Genomic DNA, 17055 nt, shown 5'->3' on the forward strand with positions numbered 1-17055 from the left:
CGGCGCGGACTTCAGAACTCCGCTGTTTTGCGACAGTCGGCAGGAAACGCCGACTCAGAGGTCCCGAGCCATCGTTATCGCCTCGCTCCCGTCGTCGTAGTAGTCGTCCTCCCGGCCGACTTCCGCGAAGCCAATCGACCCGTAGAGGCTTCTGGCGGCGTCGTTTTCGGGGTGAACCGACAGCCGCATCCGCGCGCAACCGGCGTCCCGGAGGTGGTCGAAGGCGGCCCCGAGGAGACGCCGCGCCCGGCCCTCGCGCCGACGCTCGGGTGCGACCGCGATTTCGGCGACGTAGCCCGCCTCGTCGTCGTAGAAGGCAACGAGGTAGCCCACCGGCGCGTCGTCGGCCGTGCTGACGAACACGACCGGCGGGCCGTTGATGGCGTACACGAGGAGGGCGGGATTCGGCTCACGGAGGGTGTTCTGAATCTCACGGAGGGCGTCCCGGTCGTCCGACCGAGCGAGTCGAATCACACCAGAACGACCACCGCGAGACCCGCGCCGACCAGCGCGCCCGACAGGGTGGCGAGGAAGTTGACGCTCTGGTTGCCGAGTCGTTCGCCCTCTACGGTCGCGCCCAGCAGACTGTCCATCGTCATCCCGCCCGTGCCCGCGAGGGTGACGACGACGACGCCGACGACGCCGACGCTCTCGAACAGCAGGCCCGCGATGACCGCGACGACCGCCGCGCCGACGACGCCCGCGAGTTCGCCCTGCCACGTCACCGCGCCGTCGGTACCGGGTTCAACGCGTTCGAGGGTGGTGATGAGTCGCGGTTTGTCGAAGACGCCGCCGATTTCCGAGGAGAGAGTGTCGCTCATCGCGGTGGCGATAGAGCCAGCGAACGCGAACAGGAAGATGTCGCCGGGAATGGGAAACTTCGCGCGCGCGGCGTACGCGAGGACGGCCACCAGCGCGACGGCGGCGTTCCCGAGGACGTTTCCGCTCCCGCGCGCACCCTCGTTGTCCTCGGCGACCCCGCGGGCCTTCTTCTCGTCGTAGCGGAACTTGGTCGAGAGGCTCCCGACGGCGAAGAACGCGATGAGAACCGCGAACCAGCCGTACCCCCCGAGGACGATGGTCAGCATCGCCAACAGCGCGCCCGTCATCATGCCGGGAATCGACGCGGCGTCTAACGCCCACGAGACGTAGCCGAACAGCGCCGTCACCGCGATTGCGACCGCGATACCGTCTACCGTCACCATCACGGTGAGGTCGGCGAACAACCACAGCAGGAACGCGACCGACAGCATCACCAGCGGGTCGTCGCGGGCGAACAGGACCGACCGGAGTAGTCCGGCCAGAAGCGCGCCGCTGGACGCCAGAAAGACGATTTCCGGTAAGATGGGCGCGACCGGCGTCCCCTCGATTCGGAGCGCGATGGCCTGCCCGCCGACGGCGGCGACAATCGCGCCGGTCACGAACGCGCCGGTCCGAAGTATCGGTTCGGCGTCGAACTTCCACGCGAGTTGCTGGGCGAGGTTGCCGTAGCCGACGACGAGGACGCTCGCCACGAAGACGTGGCTCGGAAGCCCCGCGAAAGAAGCGAGGAGTGCGATTCCGGTCGCCGCGAACGCGAAGGCCGCCAACCCGTGGAGGCGTCCCTCCTGTCGGTCCGCTGGCCGGGCGAACAACTCGAACATCGGCCCGTCCGTGACCGATAGCGCGCCCACGGCGACTGCGCCGAACGCGATAGCTGACGCCGCCCCGAGCGACGGGGCGACGAGCGCTAGCGTCGAGACCGCGGCGTACGCCACCGCGCGCCGAACTCTCGTCGTCACGTTAATCTCCCGTTCCGCCGACGCCCACTTAATCTTCCCGAAGCGAGAGGCGGCTCCGGCCCCGAATCGTCAGACGAGCGTCGGACGCCGGGTCCGAAAGTGCTACGCCGACCGAATCGGGATGGTCGCCGACCGCGCCGCGGCGTCGGTCGCTCACGAGTCGTCGAGGAGCGAGCGCTTTTTCGCCTCGAACACCTCGTCTTCGATGTAGCCCGCGCGGTTGAGTTTACCGAGTTGCTCTATCCACTCTAAGGGGTCTACGTCGTCGTAGTCGATTCTGCTGGTGAGTATCTGGCGCTGGACGTACCGGATGGCGTCTATCACCTCGTCAACGTCGGGTTCGGGGACGCGGACGCGACACACCGGACCCCACGTCCGGCGGACCACGAGGGTCCCGCTCTCGCCGTCCCTGCTTCGGCCCTCTATCCAGTCTACGAGGTGGAACGGGATGCTGGTTTCGAGGGTCACGTCCTCGTCGGCCTCGAAGTCGGTCAGGTCGTAGGTCTCGTCCTCGCCGTTGACGAGTATCCGCTGGTCGGTCACGACGACTCGCTCGATTGGCTTGTAGGCATTTTCGAGGCGGCCGACGGTGACGCTGGAGGCCGGAAGCAGGTAGTGGGGTTGCTCGTCGTCGCCGAGGGGCGCGAGGAGGGCTTCGAGCGCGTCGATGTTGAACGTGCCTTCCGCGCGACTCCCGAGGCGCTTGACCCGGCGTCGCTGGATGCCCCGCCGCCAGTCGTCGGGGAAGTCCCACGCCTCGATGTCGGTGTGGAAGATGAGGAACTCGATGAGGTCGAGCAGATGCTCCTCGTCGAGGGGTTCGTGAACGTCGAAGACGTAGCCCTCGTCGTCGGTCTCCACGACGAACCGGCCGTTGTCGTTCTTGGCGTGGAACCCCACCACGTCGTCGTAGGCGACCGCTCGCTGTTCGTCGCCCGACTCCCGGCCGACGAGCAAGACGAGTCTGCGGTCGGTGAACGCCCCAATCGTCCGGTAGTTGGCGTCGGGTTCGAGTCGCGTCCCGTCGCTGGTGGTGATGACGCCAGCCTCGTCGTTGTGGAAGACGTAGTGGGGTTGCTCGTCGGCGTCGAGGTGCGCGAGTAGCGACTGGTCGTGGAGGTAGCCCGACCCCGAGAAGAACCGCTTGGAGTCGGTCTTCGTGAGAACTTCGGCGGTTACGGTGCCGTCCTCGGCGTTCTCCACGATACGTGAGACGTACTCCTCGTCGTACTCGTAGCCGCCCTCGCGGTCGTCGCCGAACAGACCCATACGTATTTACTTCGAAGGGTAACCGTACTTAATGATTCAGGTCGCGCTCGGAGGAATGGTACATAGTGTCACGACCGCGGCGTGGTTCACGATGGCGAAGGGTGAGAACGCCCCGCCCCGCGACGGCATGGTTTTTGACCGGCGAACACCAAACGTCTCTCATGGACCAAGTGACGCTCACCGTGCCCGAACCCATCACCGAATCGCTCCCGGCCGACGGCGAGGACGCCGCCCGAGACATGGAGCGAGCGGTCGAAGGGTGGGAGCGACGACTCAATCAGGCAATCGTCGAGGCCGACGGCGACGACGACGCCGCGGGCGCGGTGGTGGACGCGCTCGAACGCTTCGAGAACCGCTGGGAACAGTACGACGACTTCGTGGCCGAGTTGCGCGCGTGGGGCCAGTCGCCAATCTACGCCATGGCGTGGCGCGACCTGATGGGCGCGCTCGTGGGGCAACTCTACGACCACGAGGACCTCGCCGAGCGCATCGACCGCGAGCGCCACGCCCGCATCGTGAGCGACGGCATCCGACCCGGCCGATGATGACGCTGGAACTTCGCTTCTTCGCCAACTTCCGGGAGGCGGTCGGCCAGAAGACCCTCGAACGCGACTACCCCGACGGGACCACGGTCGGCGACGTACTCGCGGACCTCCGCGAGGAGTACGGTCTCGACCTCTTCGAGGACGGCGAACTCAGAACCCAACTGTCGGTCATGAAGAACGGCAAGGACGTGGTTCACATCGAGGGCGTGGACACCCGCCTCGCGGACGGCGACACGCTGAGCGTCTTCCCGCCGGTCGCGGGCGGAAGCGTCCGGCCGGACGCTTCCGCGGACACAGGTGGATAGATGCGCGTCGAGAAGTCCTATCGGGGCATCTCCGAGCGTCTCGCGCGCCGGTACCTCTCGAACCTCGGGGGTACCATCGAGGGCGACGGAGACGCCGAGGGCGACCCGGAGACCGGCGGCGACGTGGTGGCCGACGACTGGCGGGCCAGCGTCTCCTCCGAGAAGGTGAACATCGGTCCCTCGGTGACGCTGACGGAGGTCACGGTCGTCTTCGAGGGCGAGGAGGCGACGCTCGACTCGCTGGTCGCGGACTTCTCCCAGAAGGCGATGCGAGCGGGCGGATGAGCGCGACTCTCCGAAATCTACGACCATGACCGCCGAGAACCCAATCGAGGGACAGGTGTTGATTCTCACCGCGGCGAAGGCCAGCGTGGGCGGCCAGCGCGTCCCGGACCTCGTTGCCGAGGGCCGCCGCGCGGCGCAGGTCCGGGCCGACGAACTCCGCAGGCGCTACGAGCGAGTCCACGAGGACGACGTTCGGACGGTCTTCCTCGCACCCGAGGGGTTCTGGGCCGAGGTCGGCGACGACCTCGGGTGGTCGAAACGGGAGCGAGAGACCGTGGCCCGCGCGAACGCCGAGCAACTGCTCCGGGTCGGCAAGCGCGAAGGGAGGCGAGAAGAGTTCGAGACCGCTCTAGAGGTGCGGGAAGCGGTCGTTATCGGGGCGTGAGACGGTCGGCGGGGCGGACCCTCGGGGCGTCAGTCGTCGCCGGGACTCGCCTCGGGTGCTTCGGTCTCGGCGACCGACTCGTCGGCCGCCGCCATCGCCTCGAACCCGCGTTCGAGGTCCGCCACGAGGTCCTTGGGGTGTTCGACGCCCACCGAGACCCGGAGCAGACCGTCGGTAATCCCGAGTTCCGCGCGCTCCTCGGCCGGAAGCGGCGAGTGGGTCATGCTCGCGGGATGCTCGATGAGGCTCTCGACGCCGCCGAGACTCACCGCGAGGGTGAACTCCTCCAGCGCCGCGACGAAGTGTTCGACCGCTTCGAGACCCCCGTCCAACTCGAACGAGAGGACCCCGCCGTGGCCGTCCATCTGGTCGTTCGCGAGTTCGTGCTGAGGGTGACTCTGCAGTCCGGGGTAGTGGACCGCCGAGACCTGCTCGTGGGAGTCGAGGTAGGCCGCAACTTCCGCGGCGTTTTTCTCGTGCTGGCGCATCCGGAGCGGGAGGGTCTTGAGACCGCGCAGGACCATGTAGGCGTCGAAGGGAGCCATCACGTTGCCCATCCCGACCTGCTGGAGGAAGCCGATTTCCCCGGCGTACTCCTCGTCCGAGAGAACCGCCACGCCGCCAAGCGAGTCGCTGTGGCCGTTGATGTACTTCGTGGTGCTGTGGATTACCACGTCAGCGCCGAGTTCGAGCGGTCGCTGGAAGTACGGTCCCATGAAGGTGTTGTCCACCCCGAGCAGGGCGTCGTACTCGTCGGCGATTGCGGCCATCTCCTCGATGTCACAGAGCCGGAGAAGCGGGTTCGTCGGCGTCTCCATCCAGAGCATGGCGGTGTCGTCGGTGGCCGCGGCCCGGACTTCTTCGGGGTCGGTCGCGTCCACGAAATCGACGGCGACATTCAACTTCTCGCGGAACAACTCCTTGAGCATCGTGTTCGTGCCGCCGTAGAGGTCCTCGAAGGCGACGACGTGGTCGCCCGGTTCGACCGCGGCCATAATCGCCGAGACGACGGCGCTCGTGCCCGAGGCGAACGCCATCGCGTGGTCGCCGCCTTCGAGCGCCGCCACGCGCGTTTCGAGGGCGTGGCGGGTCGGGTTCGACAACCGAGTGTAGAGGAACTCGTCGGCGTCGGGGTCCAAGTCTTCGAGCGCGGTGTCCATGTCGATGCCTTCGACCGCGTACGTGGATGCGAGGTGAATCGGCGACGTAACGTCGCCCACGCCGTTCGAGAGGTCCGGCTCTTCGCCGTAGGTCACCGAGAGCGTCTCGAACCGCTTGCCGTCAGCCCCAGTCGATTTTTCGGGAGACATACACAACCATCGAACCTCCGACGGGGAGCTATTTCATTCCTTCGACTGGCTAATGCGCCGAAAGAATCTATCTCTCGGAAATATTACCGTCGAAAATACCGGCAGTTATTGCCATCCCTCCGGCGGAAATTTCAGAATCGGACAAGACTGTATCGAAGCACGCGCGGTCGTCCGGCGACCGCTGTTCACTGCGCCTTGGCGTAGACGTTCTCGGTGCGCGTCGTCCCGTCGAGTTGGGTCTCGGCCTCGTCGGTCTTCTCGAACCCGTGGTCCTCGTAGAAGGCGTTGCCCATCTCGTTGTCGGCCAGCACCATCGCCTGCATCCGTTCGGCACCCATCTCGGTCAGTCGTTCCTCCATCGCCTCCAACAGGGCGGTTCCGATGCCCTCGTGCCACCGGTCGGGGTGGACGTAGAGGCGGAGTACGTCGCCCTCGCCGTCGTCGGTCGCACCGTGGGCGAACCCGACGATTTCGCCGTCTTCGTCGGACGCCACGAGACACACCTGTTCGTCGTCACCGATGATTCCGGTCATCGTCTCGTCGGCGTACCACTCCGCCACGGCGTCCTCGATTACCGACTCCGGAACCACGTCGGCGTATGCTTTCCTCCACGACTCGCGGGCGACCGACCGGACGGTCGGGATGTCCTCCGTAGTGGCTTCTCGAATTTCCATGGTGGACGTTAGCGCACGACGGTGTTAGCAGTAGCGGTCGGATTCGTCACGCGTCGTCACTGAAAGAGGAAACGAACGGCTATCCGGCCCGAGGAACGGAAGAGACGGCCAGCGGTCGTCGTCCGCACGCACCCCTATCCACGCCAACGGAAAGTTGATATAGACGGAAAGGCTGTAGAAATCATGGAATCGTCGCTCGAATCGGCCGCTCTCGGCGTTCTACCGCTACTCGCACTGCTCGTCGGGTACGTCGTCTATCGCGCCGCTCGAACGACGGGAACGCCGAGTCCGTTCCGGCGCGGGGTCGGGACGGCGGTGGTTCTGCTTCTCGCGTTTCCGGCGGCGTTCGGTCTGACTGCGCTGTACCTCGGAAGCGACTGGCAGTACCGGGCACTCTACTTCGCTCCGCTGGTCTTGCTCGGCGTCGCACTGTATCTCTTCTCGGCGATGAGGCGACCCGTCCTCGATAAAGCAGAATAGCGGGTTCCGTCGCGCTACAGTTGACTGCCTTCGTTGGAGTCCGTCGTGTACGACCCGTCACTGCGCACGAACGTCTCAATCCACGGATACGTGTGCTGCACGCAACCGATGTTTCCACCGGCACAGAGGCGGAAGTGGCCCTGCGTCCACGATTCGTAGAACGAGTTGCCGTCGCCGCCGCGTTCGGTGTTGTCCTTGTGGCCGACGAACTGCCAGAACGCCGAGTCGGTGTCTCCCCAGCGTCGGCGATACGTGTTGCTCACGGTCGAACCGTCGTAGCACCAATCGACCTGCTGGTTGTATCGGTAGAGTTCCTCGCCGGACCCGTTTACGCCAATCCAGTTCGCAGTCACGGACTTACAACCGGACGCCATCGCGGACGCGTCTTCCGTCGTGAGGGCGTTCCCGTTACCGTCGGTGACTTCGACTCGGTGGTCGGTGACGGTGAGATACCGGACGACCTTCTTCTGCTCGCCTTTGGAGAGTCGCCGGAACGCCTCCTCGGGGTCGTCGGCGTTCTCGACTTCGCGTGCGAGTTCTTCCGCGGACTTTCCGCCGCTCTCGTTCGCGTACGCAGTGCCTGTGCCGACTGTCGTCACGAACCCGGCGAGGGCGGCTTTCTTCAGGAACATCCGTCGGTTAGATTCGTTAGCTTTCTCTTCGTTTTTCATCTAGTTTTCTTACCCAAATTATCGTTATCAGACTATAATATAAATATTTCTGTCTCTGAGTCTATATTGTATTAACATTCGAGTAGTAAGATATATTACTTCCGAGCGTCGTTAAATGTGTACTCGCTTAGCAGTTCGGCGGGCCACGCCGCCGCCGAGTCTAGCACGAAACGGACGACGAGAAGGAGACGACTCGCCGTCGCCGACGCGCACGGGAGGACGTGAAGTCGAGTCGGCGCGCCACCGTAACGAGCGGAGGAAATTAAATACTTATCTTTTAGCAATAATTTTGTTTCTTTAGAAATTGTTTTGCTATCTCTTCCGGTCCGACGTGGAGGTCCAATCGGTCTCGTGGACGAGGGCGTCGAGGTTCCCATCGACTACTGTCTCGACAGGGGAAACGACGGGACCACGACGGTCACAGTCCGGTCAGACCACCCCGCCGAAAACGGAAAACGAAGTCACGCCTCGGTCGTCAGTCGTCACCGGAGGCCGCCGCACCACCGCTACTGACGCCGGTTCCACCGGAATACTTTTACTTCAGACTCCCTACCGATGTTCGTATGGCCGCCGATTCAGGGAACGACGGGGACGAGCGAGAAGAAACCGACTTCCGCGACCCCGAACTGGCGAACGGTGACTCCGTGAGCGACCGCCTCGAAGAAATCGACTTCGAGGAGAGCGAAGGTAACTCCGTCGCCGAACTGCGTGGGAAAATCGACTCAGATAGCTAATTTTATCTGTGCGGTGGTCCGTTAGCTTCTCGACATGCACAACGTCGGGACGGTGGAGATACACGACTGCGTTACCGACGACCTCGCGCAGTTCGACCCACCCGAACAGAAGCGAATCCTCGGTGACGACGACAGAGGGATTCAGAAAGTAGAGACGAAAGTCGAGAAGTGGGGTGCCGACTTTCGGAACTACGTCACTCCGCTCACGGTCGCTACCGACGAAACAGTGTATCGACAGCGAATCGGGAAGAGCGACTACCGAGCGTACTACGTCAGATGAGGTGACACGCTCTGGTGTATCGGCGTCGGCGAACGCGACACGACGTACCAGCGTGACCTCGACTCTATCGTCAAACGGGCAGAAAAACTGTAGATTGAACGCTATCAGTCGTCGCCGGAGGCCGCCGCACCGCCACCGCTGACGCCGGTTCCCGGCCCAACGTCGATGCCCAACTCCTCCAACTTCTCGTCGGGGACCACGCCGTCCTCCCACCCGCGGACCTCGTAGTACTCGTCTTTGAGTTGGTCGAGTTCCACGAGTTGGCCCTCCGAACCGCCCTGTCCGGGCATCGCCTTGGGTTCGCCCTCCACGAACCGGACCGGCAGGTCGTCGTCGCTCCCGTCGAAGCCGACGAGGTTGTTGTAGTAGCGTTCGAGGTTGTAGATGCGCTCGCCCGCCTCCATCAGTTCGTCCTCGCTCACGTCGCGGCCGGTCATGCCGTTGTACTGCATGACGTACTCCTCGATGCCCTCCGCGAAGGCGTTGAACTTGCAGATGTCGAACGAGTCGCTGATGGCGTGGAGGTCTTGGAACGTCGCGCAGAGTTCTCCCTTCCCCTCGGGTTCGTGGGGGTCAACTTTCTCCGGGATGCCCAGAATCTCCGCCGACGGGGTGTACCCCCGGAGGTGGCAGGCACCGCGGTTCGAGGTGGCGTAGCCGATTGCCATCCCCTTCATCGAACGCGGGTCGTAGGCCGCCATCGTCTGGCCCTTCACGTCCAGCGACATGTCGGGGTCGCCGAGTTCTTCGGCGGCGCGCATCGCGCCCTCCGCCAGCAGGTCCGCGAGTTCGTCCTCGCGGTGGGCGACGCGCTCTATCATCTCTATCATCGTGTCGGCGTCGCCCCAGTCCAACCCCTCCTCAAGGTGGCCCTCCTCGGAGGCTTCCATCGCCATCGCCATCGTGTTGCCCACGTCGATGGTGTCCACGCCCATGTCGTTACACCGGTCTATCATCATCGCCACCTTGTCGCGGTCGTCGTTCATCGAGTTCGGGCCGAGCGCCCACGCCGACTCGTACTCGTAGGACTCCATCCGGATGTTGTGGTCCTCGCCCTTGTGGTGGACCTGCACCTCGACTTCCTTCTTACAGGCGACCGGACAGGAGTGACAGGTGGGTTCGTCCACCAAAATATTCTCCCGGACGTTCTCGCCCGAGACGTTCTCGGCGTCGATGTTGGGTTCGGCGGCGTCGGCGTCCTGTTCGCTACTGGTGGAGGTGTACTTGGCGTTGCGAGTCGGCAGGCCGTCCATCTCCTCGGTCAGGTTCATCAGGACGTTGGTGCCGTACATCGACAGGCCGCCCTCGTTCGGGGCGGTCACGTCGGACTCCTGAATCACCTGCATCGCCTGTTTGTGGCCCTCTTGGAAGGTCTCTTGGTCGGCCGGTTTGGGCATCTTGGTCGAGGACTTGACCACGACGGCCTTGAGATTCTTCGAACCCATCACCGCGCCGGTGCCGCCGCGACCCGACGCCCGGTCGTCCTCGTTCATGATGCAGGCGTACCGAACTCCGTTCTCGCCGCCGGGACCGATGGCCATCACCGAGAGGTTCTTCCCGACTTCGCCGTCCACCTCGTCGCCGAGTTCGTCTATCGTGTCGTGGACGCCCCGACCCCACACGTGGGAGGCGTCTCGGAGTTCGACTTCGCCGTCCTCCACGACGGCGTAGACGGGATTTTCGGCCTCGCCCTCGAACAGCAGGCCGTCGAATCCGGCCCACTTGAGTCGCGCACCCGACCATCCGCCGTGATGGGAGTCGGTGACGGTGTTCGTGAGCGGGGACTTCGTGACCACCGCGATGCGACCGCTCATCACGGTCTGGGTCCCCGTCAGCGGGCCATTCATGAACGCCAGCAGGTTGTCCGGACCGAGGGGTTCCACGTCCGGGCCTTGGTCGAAGACGTACTTCACGCCGAGTCCGCGCGCGCCGATGTACTTGCGGGCGTCGTCGTCGTCGATGCTCTCGTAGTTTACCGCGTCGTCGCTCAGGTCGATTCTGGCGACGTGGTCTTGGAATCCGCCGAGGTCAGTCATGGTAACGTCGTACCCTTATATTGGGTCGGAAACGTGTTAGGAATTGCCGTGGTACCGTAACCGGTATAGGTTACGTCGTCGCGGGGAATCGCGGACCCGAGCGACGGTCGGCGAGCGCCGACCGTCGCTTTTTAACGCCGAAGGTGTCAACCCTTTGGCGATGAAGCTGGACGCAGTTCGACCGCCGACGTGGTTGCGGTGGGTCGCGGTCGCAGTCGTAGCCGGTGGCATCCTGTTCGCCTCGGTGCTGGACCCGCCGTCGAGCGCGCCGCCCACTTCGGGGACCGGTCCGGGTGGTATCGGGATGGACAAGTGGCTCCACGCGCTCGCGTACGCTGGTCTCGCGGGGACGCTCGCGGTCGCACTCGCGTCCGACCGCGGGCGCAGTCCTGCGGTCGCGCGCGACCACGAGCGAGCGCCCGACCACGCGCGTACGGCCGCGCTCGCGGCCCTACTCGCGGTCTGCTACGGCGTCGGCTTGGAGTTCGTGCAGGCCCCGCTCGCGGGCCGGTACTTCTCGGTGGCTGACATGGTAGCCGACGCGGTGGGCGCGGCGGTGGCGGTCGTCGGGTGGCGGTTACTGGTCGGTCGTCTCGGTGGGTCTCGGGGTCAGGAGCAGTCGTCGGAATCGGAACTGTAACTGAGTCACTGGAAGCGGAATTTGTACTTGTACTTACTCCGGCGCGCGCGTTGCTCGCGCGCGAGGGACGAGCATCGCAGGCCGGAGCGTAGCGAAGGCCGAGACGCGCAGGAGGTTGGGGAGGACGAGGTGCGGTCGTGATAGGAGTCGGCAGTAACTAGCGCGTTCCCGACGGAGATGCAGAGAAGCTAGCTACTGCCGACTCCAATGAGAACCGCACCGCACAGCACCGCAACCTCGAACCTCCCCAGCCTCCTCGTTCACTCCCGTCGGTCGCTCACTCGTCCCTCGCGCGCCGATGGCGCGACACGCTTCGCGGCACCGGAAGACAACCCGCGTCTTCCGAGCCTTGCTTCGCTTCGCTCAGCAAGACCGCGCCAGCACGCGCCGACGAAGTGAACTCGACGCCGAGTACGAGCGGACTCGACGCCGAGTACGCCGACGAGGAGAGAACGCGAGACGGATGAACCCGAAGCCGATTTACGCGCCCGAACGCTACTCACGCCCAATGAGCAAGCCGACACCCGACGTGTACGAGCAGGGCCGGGGGATGGACGCGCACAACAAAGTGATGCGCGAGATTCGTGCCCAGAAGGACAAGACCTACGACCCCCACGAACCCACCCGCGTCTGGATAGACGAGGACCGCACGCCCGGCGGCGTCTACCAGAGCCTCACCATCATCCTCAACACCGGCGGGTGTCGGTGGGCGCGCGCCGGTGGATGCACGATGTGCGGGTACGTCGCCGAGTCCGTCGAGGGCGGGTCGGTCGCCCACGACGCGCTGATGGACCAGATTCAGGCGTGTCTCGACCACGAACGCGAGCAAATCGAGGCGGGCGAGGCCGACGGGAAGTCCGGACTCATCAAAATCTACACCTCCGGGTCGTTCTTGGACGAGCGAGAGGTCGGCGCGGAGACCCGCCGAGCAATCGCCGAGACGTTCGCCGACCGCGAGCGCATCGTAGTCGAGAGCCTGCCGGACTTCGTGGACCGCCCGAAAATCGAGGACTTCACCGAGCAGGGACTCGAAACCGACGTGGCAATCGGTCTCGAAACCGCGACCGACCGGGTGCGCCACGACTGCGTGAACAAGTACTTCGACTTCGAGGACTACGTGGCGGCGAGCGAACAGGCCGAGCAAGCGGGCGCGGGCATCAAGGCTTACCTGCTGATGAAGCCGCCGTTCCTCTCCGAGTCGGAAGCCGTAGAGGACATGAAGTCGTCTGTCCGGCGGTGCGCCGAGTACGCCCACACCGTCTCGATGAACCCCACCAACGTCCAGCGCTACACCATGGTAGACCAACTCTACTTCCGGGACGGCTACCGCCCGCCGTGGCTCTGGTCGGTCGCCGAGGTACTGGAATCGACCGCCGACGCCGACGCCATCGTGGTCTCGGACCCGGTGGGACACGGGTCGGACCGCGGCCCGCACAACTGCGGCGAGTGCGACGACCGAGTACAGAAGGCCATCAAGGACTTCGACCTGCGCCAAGACCCCTCCGTCTTCGGGGAAGTAACCTGTGAGTGCGAGGCGACGTGGGAAGCGGTCGTCGAGCGCGAGAAGAGTTTCAGTCTGCCGCTGGCCCGATAACTCGGTCGTCGCTCCCGTCTCGACTCGTTCTGTCCTCCGGTTCCGAACTGTCGAGTCTGTTTGCGGGGGTAACGCCGCGACTGTTTCGAGGTAAGTGGGTCGGTTTCAACAGTAAGCAGTCCGAAACTCGGTTCAACGCGGCGTTCACGGGTCTAAGGCCCGCCTACGCCTCTGATACTCACCGGATAACAAAGTTCTCGGTCGGCGTCGGACTCTACCGGGGGGCACGCCGAGGGCGACGGTCGGCGACTGGGGGAGTTCGCCGGTCGTCGCCGACCCGGTGTGTCGGACACATGTCCGAGGGATGGGGCGACTACGAAACTATCTTCTGCTCGAACGGGTGGATAGAGATTCGCAACAGCGACGAGACCGACGACCAGTGGATAGCGAGCGACACGCCCGTCTCGATAGACCGATGACGGTTCCCGCAGGCCCGCTCTCTGCGTGGTCACTGCTGGCGGTAGTCGGCTGGCTGGTCGTCGTGGTACTCGTCTGGTTGCTGTTCGTCGCCTACGGTCGGGACCGGAAGTCCCGGTCCTGACCTACGCCTCGAACCCGCGCAGGATGCCCTGCCCGTCGGTACCGCCGACATCCGGGAGCGAGATGCGCTCCGGGTGGGGCATCAGCACCGCGACGTTCTCGGACTCGCCGAGGACGCCCGCGACGTTTTCTTTCGAACCGTTGGGGTTCGCCTCGTCAGTGACGTTGCCGTCCTCGTCGCAGTACCGGAAGAGGACGCGGTTCTCGTCGTTCAGGTCCGCGAGGTGGTCGTCGGTCACTTCGAACCGGCCTTCGCCGTGTGCGATGGGCAACTCCACGACTTCGCCCTCGTCGTAGCGGGCGGTCCACGGCGTGTCGGCGTTCTCGACTCGGACGCGGACGTGTTCGCACTGGAAGCGCGCGGAGGCGTTAGTGGTGAACGCGCCGGGGGTGAGTCGGGACTCCGACCCGATTTGCGCGCCGTTGCAGACGCCGAGGACCGGCGTTCCGGACGCGGCGGCGTCCCGGATTTCGGCCATGATGGGGCTGTTGGCGGCGATGGCCCCCGCCCGGAGGTAGTCGCCGTAGGAGAACCCGCCGGGGAGCATGATGCCGGTGGCGTCCTCGGGGAGTCCGTCCTCGTGCCAGACGAGTTCGGCGTCGATGTCGAGGTGCGAGAGCGCGCGGCGGGCGTCCCGGTCGCAGTTGCTTCCGCCGAACTGGATGATTGCGACCGTCATCGCTCTCGGACTTCGACCTCGTAGTCGTGGATGGTCGGGTTCGCCAGCAGACGCTCGGCCATCTCCTCGGCGCGTTCGGCGGCCGAATCCGCGGTTTCGGCGTCGAGGTCGAGTTCGAACCGGTCGGCCGACCGGAGGTTCTCCAACTCGAAGCCGAGTCGCTCCAGCGCCTGCTTGGTCGTCTCGGCCTCGGGGTCCAAGACGCCCTGCTTCAGGCGGACCGTGACCGTGGCGGTGTAGGCAGTCATCGGGTAAAGGTGGTCGTCCATGCTCAAAAGCCCTTTCGGAATCTCTGTTCGTTCCAAGAACGTGCATACAACCGGGAATCTTGCACCGAAGCGTTGCCTTTTACCTTCGAGCGCCCTCAACATCGTCAACTATGTCCTCCGAGCAGGTGAGACGATGAGCCAGCGCGAACTGACCGAGATTACCGTCATCGGCGACGACGACACCGGACTCGTCGCACGGGTCACGAGCCTGCTGTTCGAGCGCGGAATCAACATCGAGGACTTGGACCAAGCGGTCCGCGACGACCTCTTCCGGATGACGATGCACGTCGATACCGCCGGGATGGAGACCACCGAGTCCGACCTCCGGACGGAGTTACAGAAACTCGGCGAGGACCTCGGCGTGGACGTGCGGGTCAGGTTCCCGGACGACCGGGAGACCCGCCGCATCGCGGTGCTGGTCACCAAGGAGTCCCACTGCCTCGAACGACTCTGCGAGGCCGCGGCCGAGGGCGAACTCGACGCCGAACTCTCCGTCGTCGTCGGCAACCATCCGGACCTCCAACCGATTGCGACCGAGTACGGCATCCCCTTCCACGACATCGGCGACGCCGAGGGCAACCCCGACGAGGACGAACTCCTCGACTTGCTCGCGGAGTACGACACCGACCTCGTGGTGCTGGCGCGGTACATGCGCATCCTCGGGCCGAACGTGGTCTTCCGCTACGAGGGCCGCATCATCAACGTCCACCCGAGTCTGCTCCCGGCGTTCCCCGGCGCGAAGGCCTACCGGCAGGCCAAGGAAGCGGGCGTCCGCATCGCGGGCGTGACCGCCCACTACGTCACGACCGACCTCGACCAAGGTCCCATCGTGGCCCAGCGAGCGTTCAACGTCCCGGACGGCGCGCCGGTCGAGACGCTCAAAGAGCGGGGCCAACCCCTCGAAGCAGAGGTCCTGCTGGAGGCGGTGCGTCTCCACCTGACCGGCGACGTGACCATCCACCGCGGCCGGACCGAACTCCGCGAGAACGCCGACGAGAGCGAGACGTACCAACTCGGCATGGGTCCGGCGCTGGACCGAGCGACCCCCGACGAACCGACCGACGGGTCCGTCGTCGCACCGCTCGACGCCGACGACTGACGAGGGTCGAAAGAAACTTTTAGCCGTTCCTTAGCAATAATATCGTTTGTTTAGGAACTGTATCGGTTGCTTTCGGTCGGAGAACCTGCGAGACGGACCGACCGAGCAGTCGAAACGGAGAGTAGTTCAGCGGACGAAACTTTCATTGGAAACGAGGTGTGCGCTCGCCCGCGAGACGCCGACGAGTCGGCGTCTCAGAGGTTCCGAACCGCGGCCACCGCGTCCTCCAGCGAGGGCGCGTCGAACAACTCGCGGGCGACGTAGGCGTTCGCGCCCGCGGTGTAGAGGTCCCGAGCGGCCTCGACGACGCCCGCGTCGAGCGGTTCGGGCGACCGCTCGCACAGCGACTTCCAGTCGGCGACGCCCTCCGCCTTGGCCTCGGCCTTCGCCGCTTCGACGGCCTCTATCCACTCGGGTTGGGTGTGCTTGTGGTACTGGCGGACGAACTCCTTGCTGACCTGCTGGCCGTGGAAGGTAAAGCGGTTCTCGTCGAAGGTTCCCACCACGTCGCCGACCCGAATCTCGCCGTCGAAGTAGAGACACTCGATTTTGCCGTCCTCGTGAACCAACTCGGCTTCGGCGGCCCGTTCGGTCACGACGCGGTTGACCTCGCGGGCGACCTCCTCCAGTTTCTCGATGTCGGCCAGTCCCGCGATGCGGTCGGCCTCCGCCCGCGAGAGGTAGCGGTCGCCCTCCTCGTACTTGGTCGAGAACTCCACGATGGGTCGCTCCAGTTGGACGACGCCCTCGGGCCACTCCGTGAAGTCGAGTCCGTGGTCGGCGGGACTCGTGCGCCGCCGGAGACTCGACCCGACGGGGACGCTGTTGCGGAAGACGACTTCGAGCGGAATCAGGTAGTTGTCGCCCGCCGCGGCGTGGTAGGCGTCGTAGTCGTAGTCGCGGCCCTCGTGGGGCAGGTCGGGCACTTGGGTCAACTCGATTGCCATCTCGGTCGGCGCGTCGTCGGTCTCCGCGAGCGAGACGACCTCGCCGCCGTCGGGGTCCACCACGCCCCGGTAGTGGGTCGGGACGCCCTCGTCTTCGAGCAACTCGAAGTTGCACGCGCCCATCGAGCAGAGACTCGCGCCCTTGTCGGGAATCTCGTCGGGCATCTTGCCCCAGTCGAACACCGAGTAGTCGTCGGTGAAGACGAACGTCCCGCGGCCGAGGGTGTTGGCGCTCGGTTCGCGTTCGACGCGGAACTCCTTGACGCTCGTCAACGCAACCACCTCGCGCGCGCCGCACGACTCGCGTTCGCCCCGCTACCGCCGGTCCCGTCGGTGTCAGCCATGTGCGAGGGGTCGCCGCCGCCGGACTAAGGCGTTTCCATTCCCGTGCGTACTTTTCGACCACGGAACGCCGAAAGTATGCAACTTCGCGCATTGAACGCCCGGAGACCCGCCGCCAGCGAACGCTCGGCCGACCAACCACAACCGCGAACGCTCGGTCCGCCAACTGCCGGGAGGGATAAAGGGGCC

General features: G+C 64.9%; 23 protein-coding genes. 12 read left to right on the forward strand and 11 right to left on the reverse strand.

The genetic code is table 11. The annotated features are described in order from the left end of the window. Positions 1–54: 54 nt before the first annotated feature. From P2T60_RS12460 to P2T60_RS12475, 4 genes are read right to left on the reverse strand one after another with little or no spacing between them, the layout of a single operon-like run. Complete coding sequence (locus tag P2T60_RS12460) at positions 55–474, reverse strand: GNAT family N-acetyltransferase (RefSeq protein WP_276279575.1); 420 nt, start codon at positions 472–474, stop codon at positions 55–57. Next, on the reverse strand, positions 471–1781 hold the full coding sequence (locus P2T60_RS12465; protein ID WP_276279576.1) for a DUF92 domain-containing protein: 1311 nt from the start codon (positions 1779–1781) through the stop codon (positions 471–473). Before P2T60_RS12465 ends, P2T60_RS12460 begins: the two co-directional genes overlap by 4 nt. 28 nt (positions 1782–1809) lie before the next feature. Beyond that, positions 1810–1938, reverse strand: a complete 129-nt coding sequence (locus P2T60_RS12470) for a hypothetical protein (RefSeq protein ID WP_276279577.1) — start codon at positions 1936–1938, stop codon at positions 1810–1812. After that, the gene (locus tag P2T60_RS12475; RefSeq protein ID WP_276279578.1) at positions 1935–3050 is read right to left on the reverse strand and encodes a hypothetical protein; all 1116 of its coding nucleotides are present in this window, start codon (positions 3048–3050) and stop codon (positions 1935–1937) included. Before P2T60_RS12475 ends, P2T60_RS12470 begins: the two co-directional genes overlap by 4 nt. A gap of 161 nt (positions 3051–3211) precedes the next feature. Here P2T60_RS12475 and P2T60_RS12480 point away from each other — a divergent pair, with 161 nt between their 5' ends. The 4 genes from P2T60_RS12480 to P2T60_RS12495 are packed head-to-tail and all read left to right on the forward strand — an operon-like array spanning position 3212 to position 4570. After that, on the forward strand, positions 3212–3595 hold the full coding sequence (locus P2T60_RS12480; RefSeq protein ID WP_276279579.1) for a DUF7971 family protein: 384 nt from the start codon (positions 3212–3214) through the stop codon (positions 3593–3595). Then, entirely contained in the window at positions 3595–3900 is a 306-nt protein-coding gene (locus tag P2T60_RS12485; RefSeq protein WP_382210443.1) for a ubiquitin-like small modifier protein 1, read from the forward strand. The genes P2T60_RS12480 and P2T60_RS12485 overlap by 1 nt, the downstream gene beginning before the upstream one ends. After that, positions 3901–4185, forward strand: coding sequence for a MoaD-like domain-containing protein (locus P2T60_RS12490; protein WP_276279581.1), 285 nt, complete (start codon positions 3901–3903; stop codon positions 4183–4185). It begins immediately after the preceding gene. A gap of 25 nt (positions 4186–4210) precedes the next feature. Further along, on the forward strand, positions 4211–4570 hold the full coding sequence (locus P2T60_RS12495) for a DUF8048 family protein (protein ID WP_276279582.1): 360 nt from the start codon (positions 4211–4213) through the stop codon (positions 4568–4570). Positions 4571–4599: 29 nt separating this feature from the next. On the opposite strand, the gene P2T60_RS12500 is transcribed toward P2T60_RS12495, so the two are convergent. Beyond that, a complete protein-coding gene (locus P2T60_RS12500) occupies positions 4600–5880 on the reverse strand; it encodes a trans-sulfuration enzyme family protein (RefSeq protein ID WP_276279583.1) in 1281 nt (426 codons plus the stop codon). A gap of 185 nt (positions 5881–6065) precedes the next feature. Beyond that, complete coding sequence (locus P2T60_RS12505; protein ID WP_276279584.1) at positions 6066–6554, reverse strand: GNAT family N-acetyltransferase; 489 nt, start codon at positions 6552–6554, stop codon at positions 6066–6068. A 183-nt stretch (positions 6555–6737) separates the two neighbouring features. Between P2T60_RS12505 and P2T60_RS12510 the strand changes: the two genes are divergently transcribed. Then, complete coding sequence (locus P2T60_RS12510) at positions 6738–7034, forward strand: hypothetical protein (RefSeq protein WP_276279585.1); 297 nt, start codon at positions 6738–6740, stop codon at positions 7032–7034. 14 nt (positions 7035–7048) lie between these two features. On the opposite strand, the gene P2T60_RS12515 is transcribed toward P2T60_RS12510, so the two are convergent. Next, positions 7049–7705 carry a hypothetical protein gene (locus P2T60_RS12515; RefSeq protein WP_276279586.1) on the reverse strand — a complete coding sequence of 219 codons (657 nt, stop codon included), beginning with the start codon at positions 7703–7705 and terminating at the stop codon, positions 7049–7051. 563 nt (positions 7706–8268) lie between these two features. Between P2T60_RS12515 and P2T60_RS12520 the strand changes: the two genes are divergently transcribed. Continuing rightward, the gene (locus P2T60_RS12520; protein WP_276279587.1) at positions 8269–8439 is read left to right on the forward strand and encodes a hypothetical protein; all 171 of its coding nucleotides are present in this window, start codon (positions 8269–8271) and stop codon (positions 8437–8439) included. Between the two features lie 34 nt (positions 8440–8473). Continuing rightward, positions 8474–8719, forward strand: a complete 246-nt coding sequence (locus P2T60_RS12525) for a hypothetical protein (RefSeq protein WP_276279588.1) — start codon at positions 8474–8476, stop codon at positions 8717–8719. A 104-nt stretch (positions 8720–8823) separates the two neighbouring features. On the opposite strand, the gene P2T60_RS12530 is transcribed toward P2T60_RS12525, so the two are convergent. Further along, entirely contained in the window at positions 8824–10755 is a 1932-nt protein-coding gene (locus P2T60_RS12530) for an aldehyde ferredoxin oxidoreductase family protein (protein ID WP_276279589.1), read from the reverse strand. A 160-nt stretch (positions 10756–10915) separates the two neighbouring features. Here P2T60_RS12530 and P2T60_RS12535 point away from each other — a divergent pair, with 160 nt between their 5' ends. From P2T60_RS12535 to P2T60_RS12550, 4 genes are all read left to right on the forward strand, one after another. Next, positions 10916–11395: a VanZ family protein gene (locus tag P2T60_RS12535; protein WP_276279590.1), complete on the forward strand. Its 480-nt coding sequence runs from the start codon at positions 10916–10918 to the stop codon at positions 11393–11395. A gap of 508 nt (positions 11396–11903) precedes the next feature. Continuing rightward, a complete protein-coding gene (locus tag P2T60_RS12540) occupies positions 11904–12989 on the forward strand; it encodes an archaeosine biosynthesis radical SAM protein RaSEA (RefSeq protein WP_276279591.1) in 1086 nt (361 codons plus the stop codon). Positions 12990–13282: 293 nt separating this feature from the next. Further along, the gene (locus P2T60_RS12545; protein WP_276279592.1) at positions 13283–13408 is read left to right on the forward strand and encodes a hypothetical protein; all 126 of its coding nucleotides are present in this window, start codon (positions 13283–13285) and stop codon (positions 13406–13408) included. Next, entirely contained in the window at positions 13405–13530 is a 126-nt protein-coding gene (locus P2T60_RS12550; protein WP_276279593.1) for a hypothetical protein, read from the forward strand. Before P2T60_RS12545 ends, P2T60_RS12550 begins: the two co-directional genes overlap by 4 nt. 1 nt (position 13531) lies before the next feature. On the opposite strand, the gene purQ is transcribed toward P2T60_RS12550, so the two are convergent. After that, positions 13532–14209 carry a phosphoribosylformylglycinamidine synthase I gene (gene purQ, locus P2T60_RS12555; protein ID WP_276279594.1) on the reverse strand — a complete coding sequence of 226 codons (678 nt, stop codon included), beginning with the start codon at positions 14207–14209 and terminating at the stop codon, positions 13532–13534. Then, on the reverse strand, positions 14206–14457 hold the full coding sequence (gene purS, locus P2T60_RS12560) for a phosphoribosylformylglycinamidine synthase subunit PurS (RefSeq protein WP_276282204.1): 252 nt from the start codon (positions 14455–14457) through the stop codon (positions 14206–14208). Before purS ends, purQ begins: the two co-directional genes overlap by 4 nt. A gap of 154 nt (positions 14458–14611) precedes the next feature. On the opposite strand from purS, the gene P2T60_RS12565 reads away from it, so the two are divergent. After that, the gene (locus P2T60_RS12565; RefSeq protein WP_276279596.1) at positions 14612–15577 is read left to right on the forward strand and encodes a formyltetrahydrofolate deformylase; all 966 of its coding nucleotides are present in this window, start codon (positions 14612–14614) and stop codon (positions 15575–15577) included. Positions 15578–15771: 194 nt separating this feature from the next. On the opposite strand, the gene P2T60_RS12570 is transcribed toward P2T60_RS12565, so the two are convergent. After that, on the reverse strand, positions 15772–16797 hold the full coding sequence (locus tag P2T60_RS12570) for a phosphoribosylaminoimidazolesuccinocarboxamide synthase (protein WP_276279597.1): 1026 nt from the start codon (positions 16795–16797) through the stop codon (positions 15772–15774). Positions 16798–17055: the final 258 nt, after the last annotated feature.

The organism is Halorussus caseinilyticus (assembly GCF_029338395.1).
Lineage (GTDB): Archaea > Halobacteriota > Halobacteria > Halobacteriales > Haladaptataceae > Halorussus > Halorussus caseinilyticus.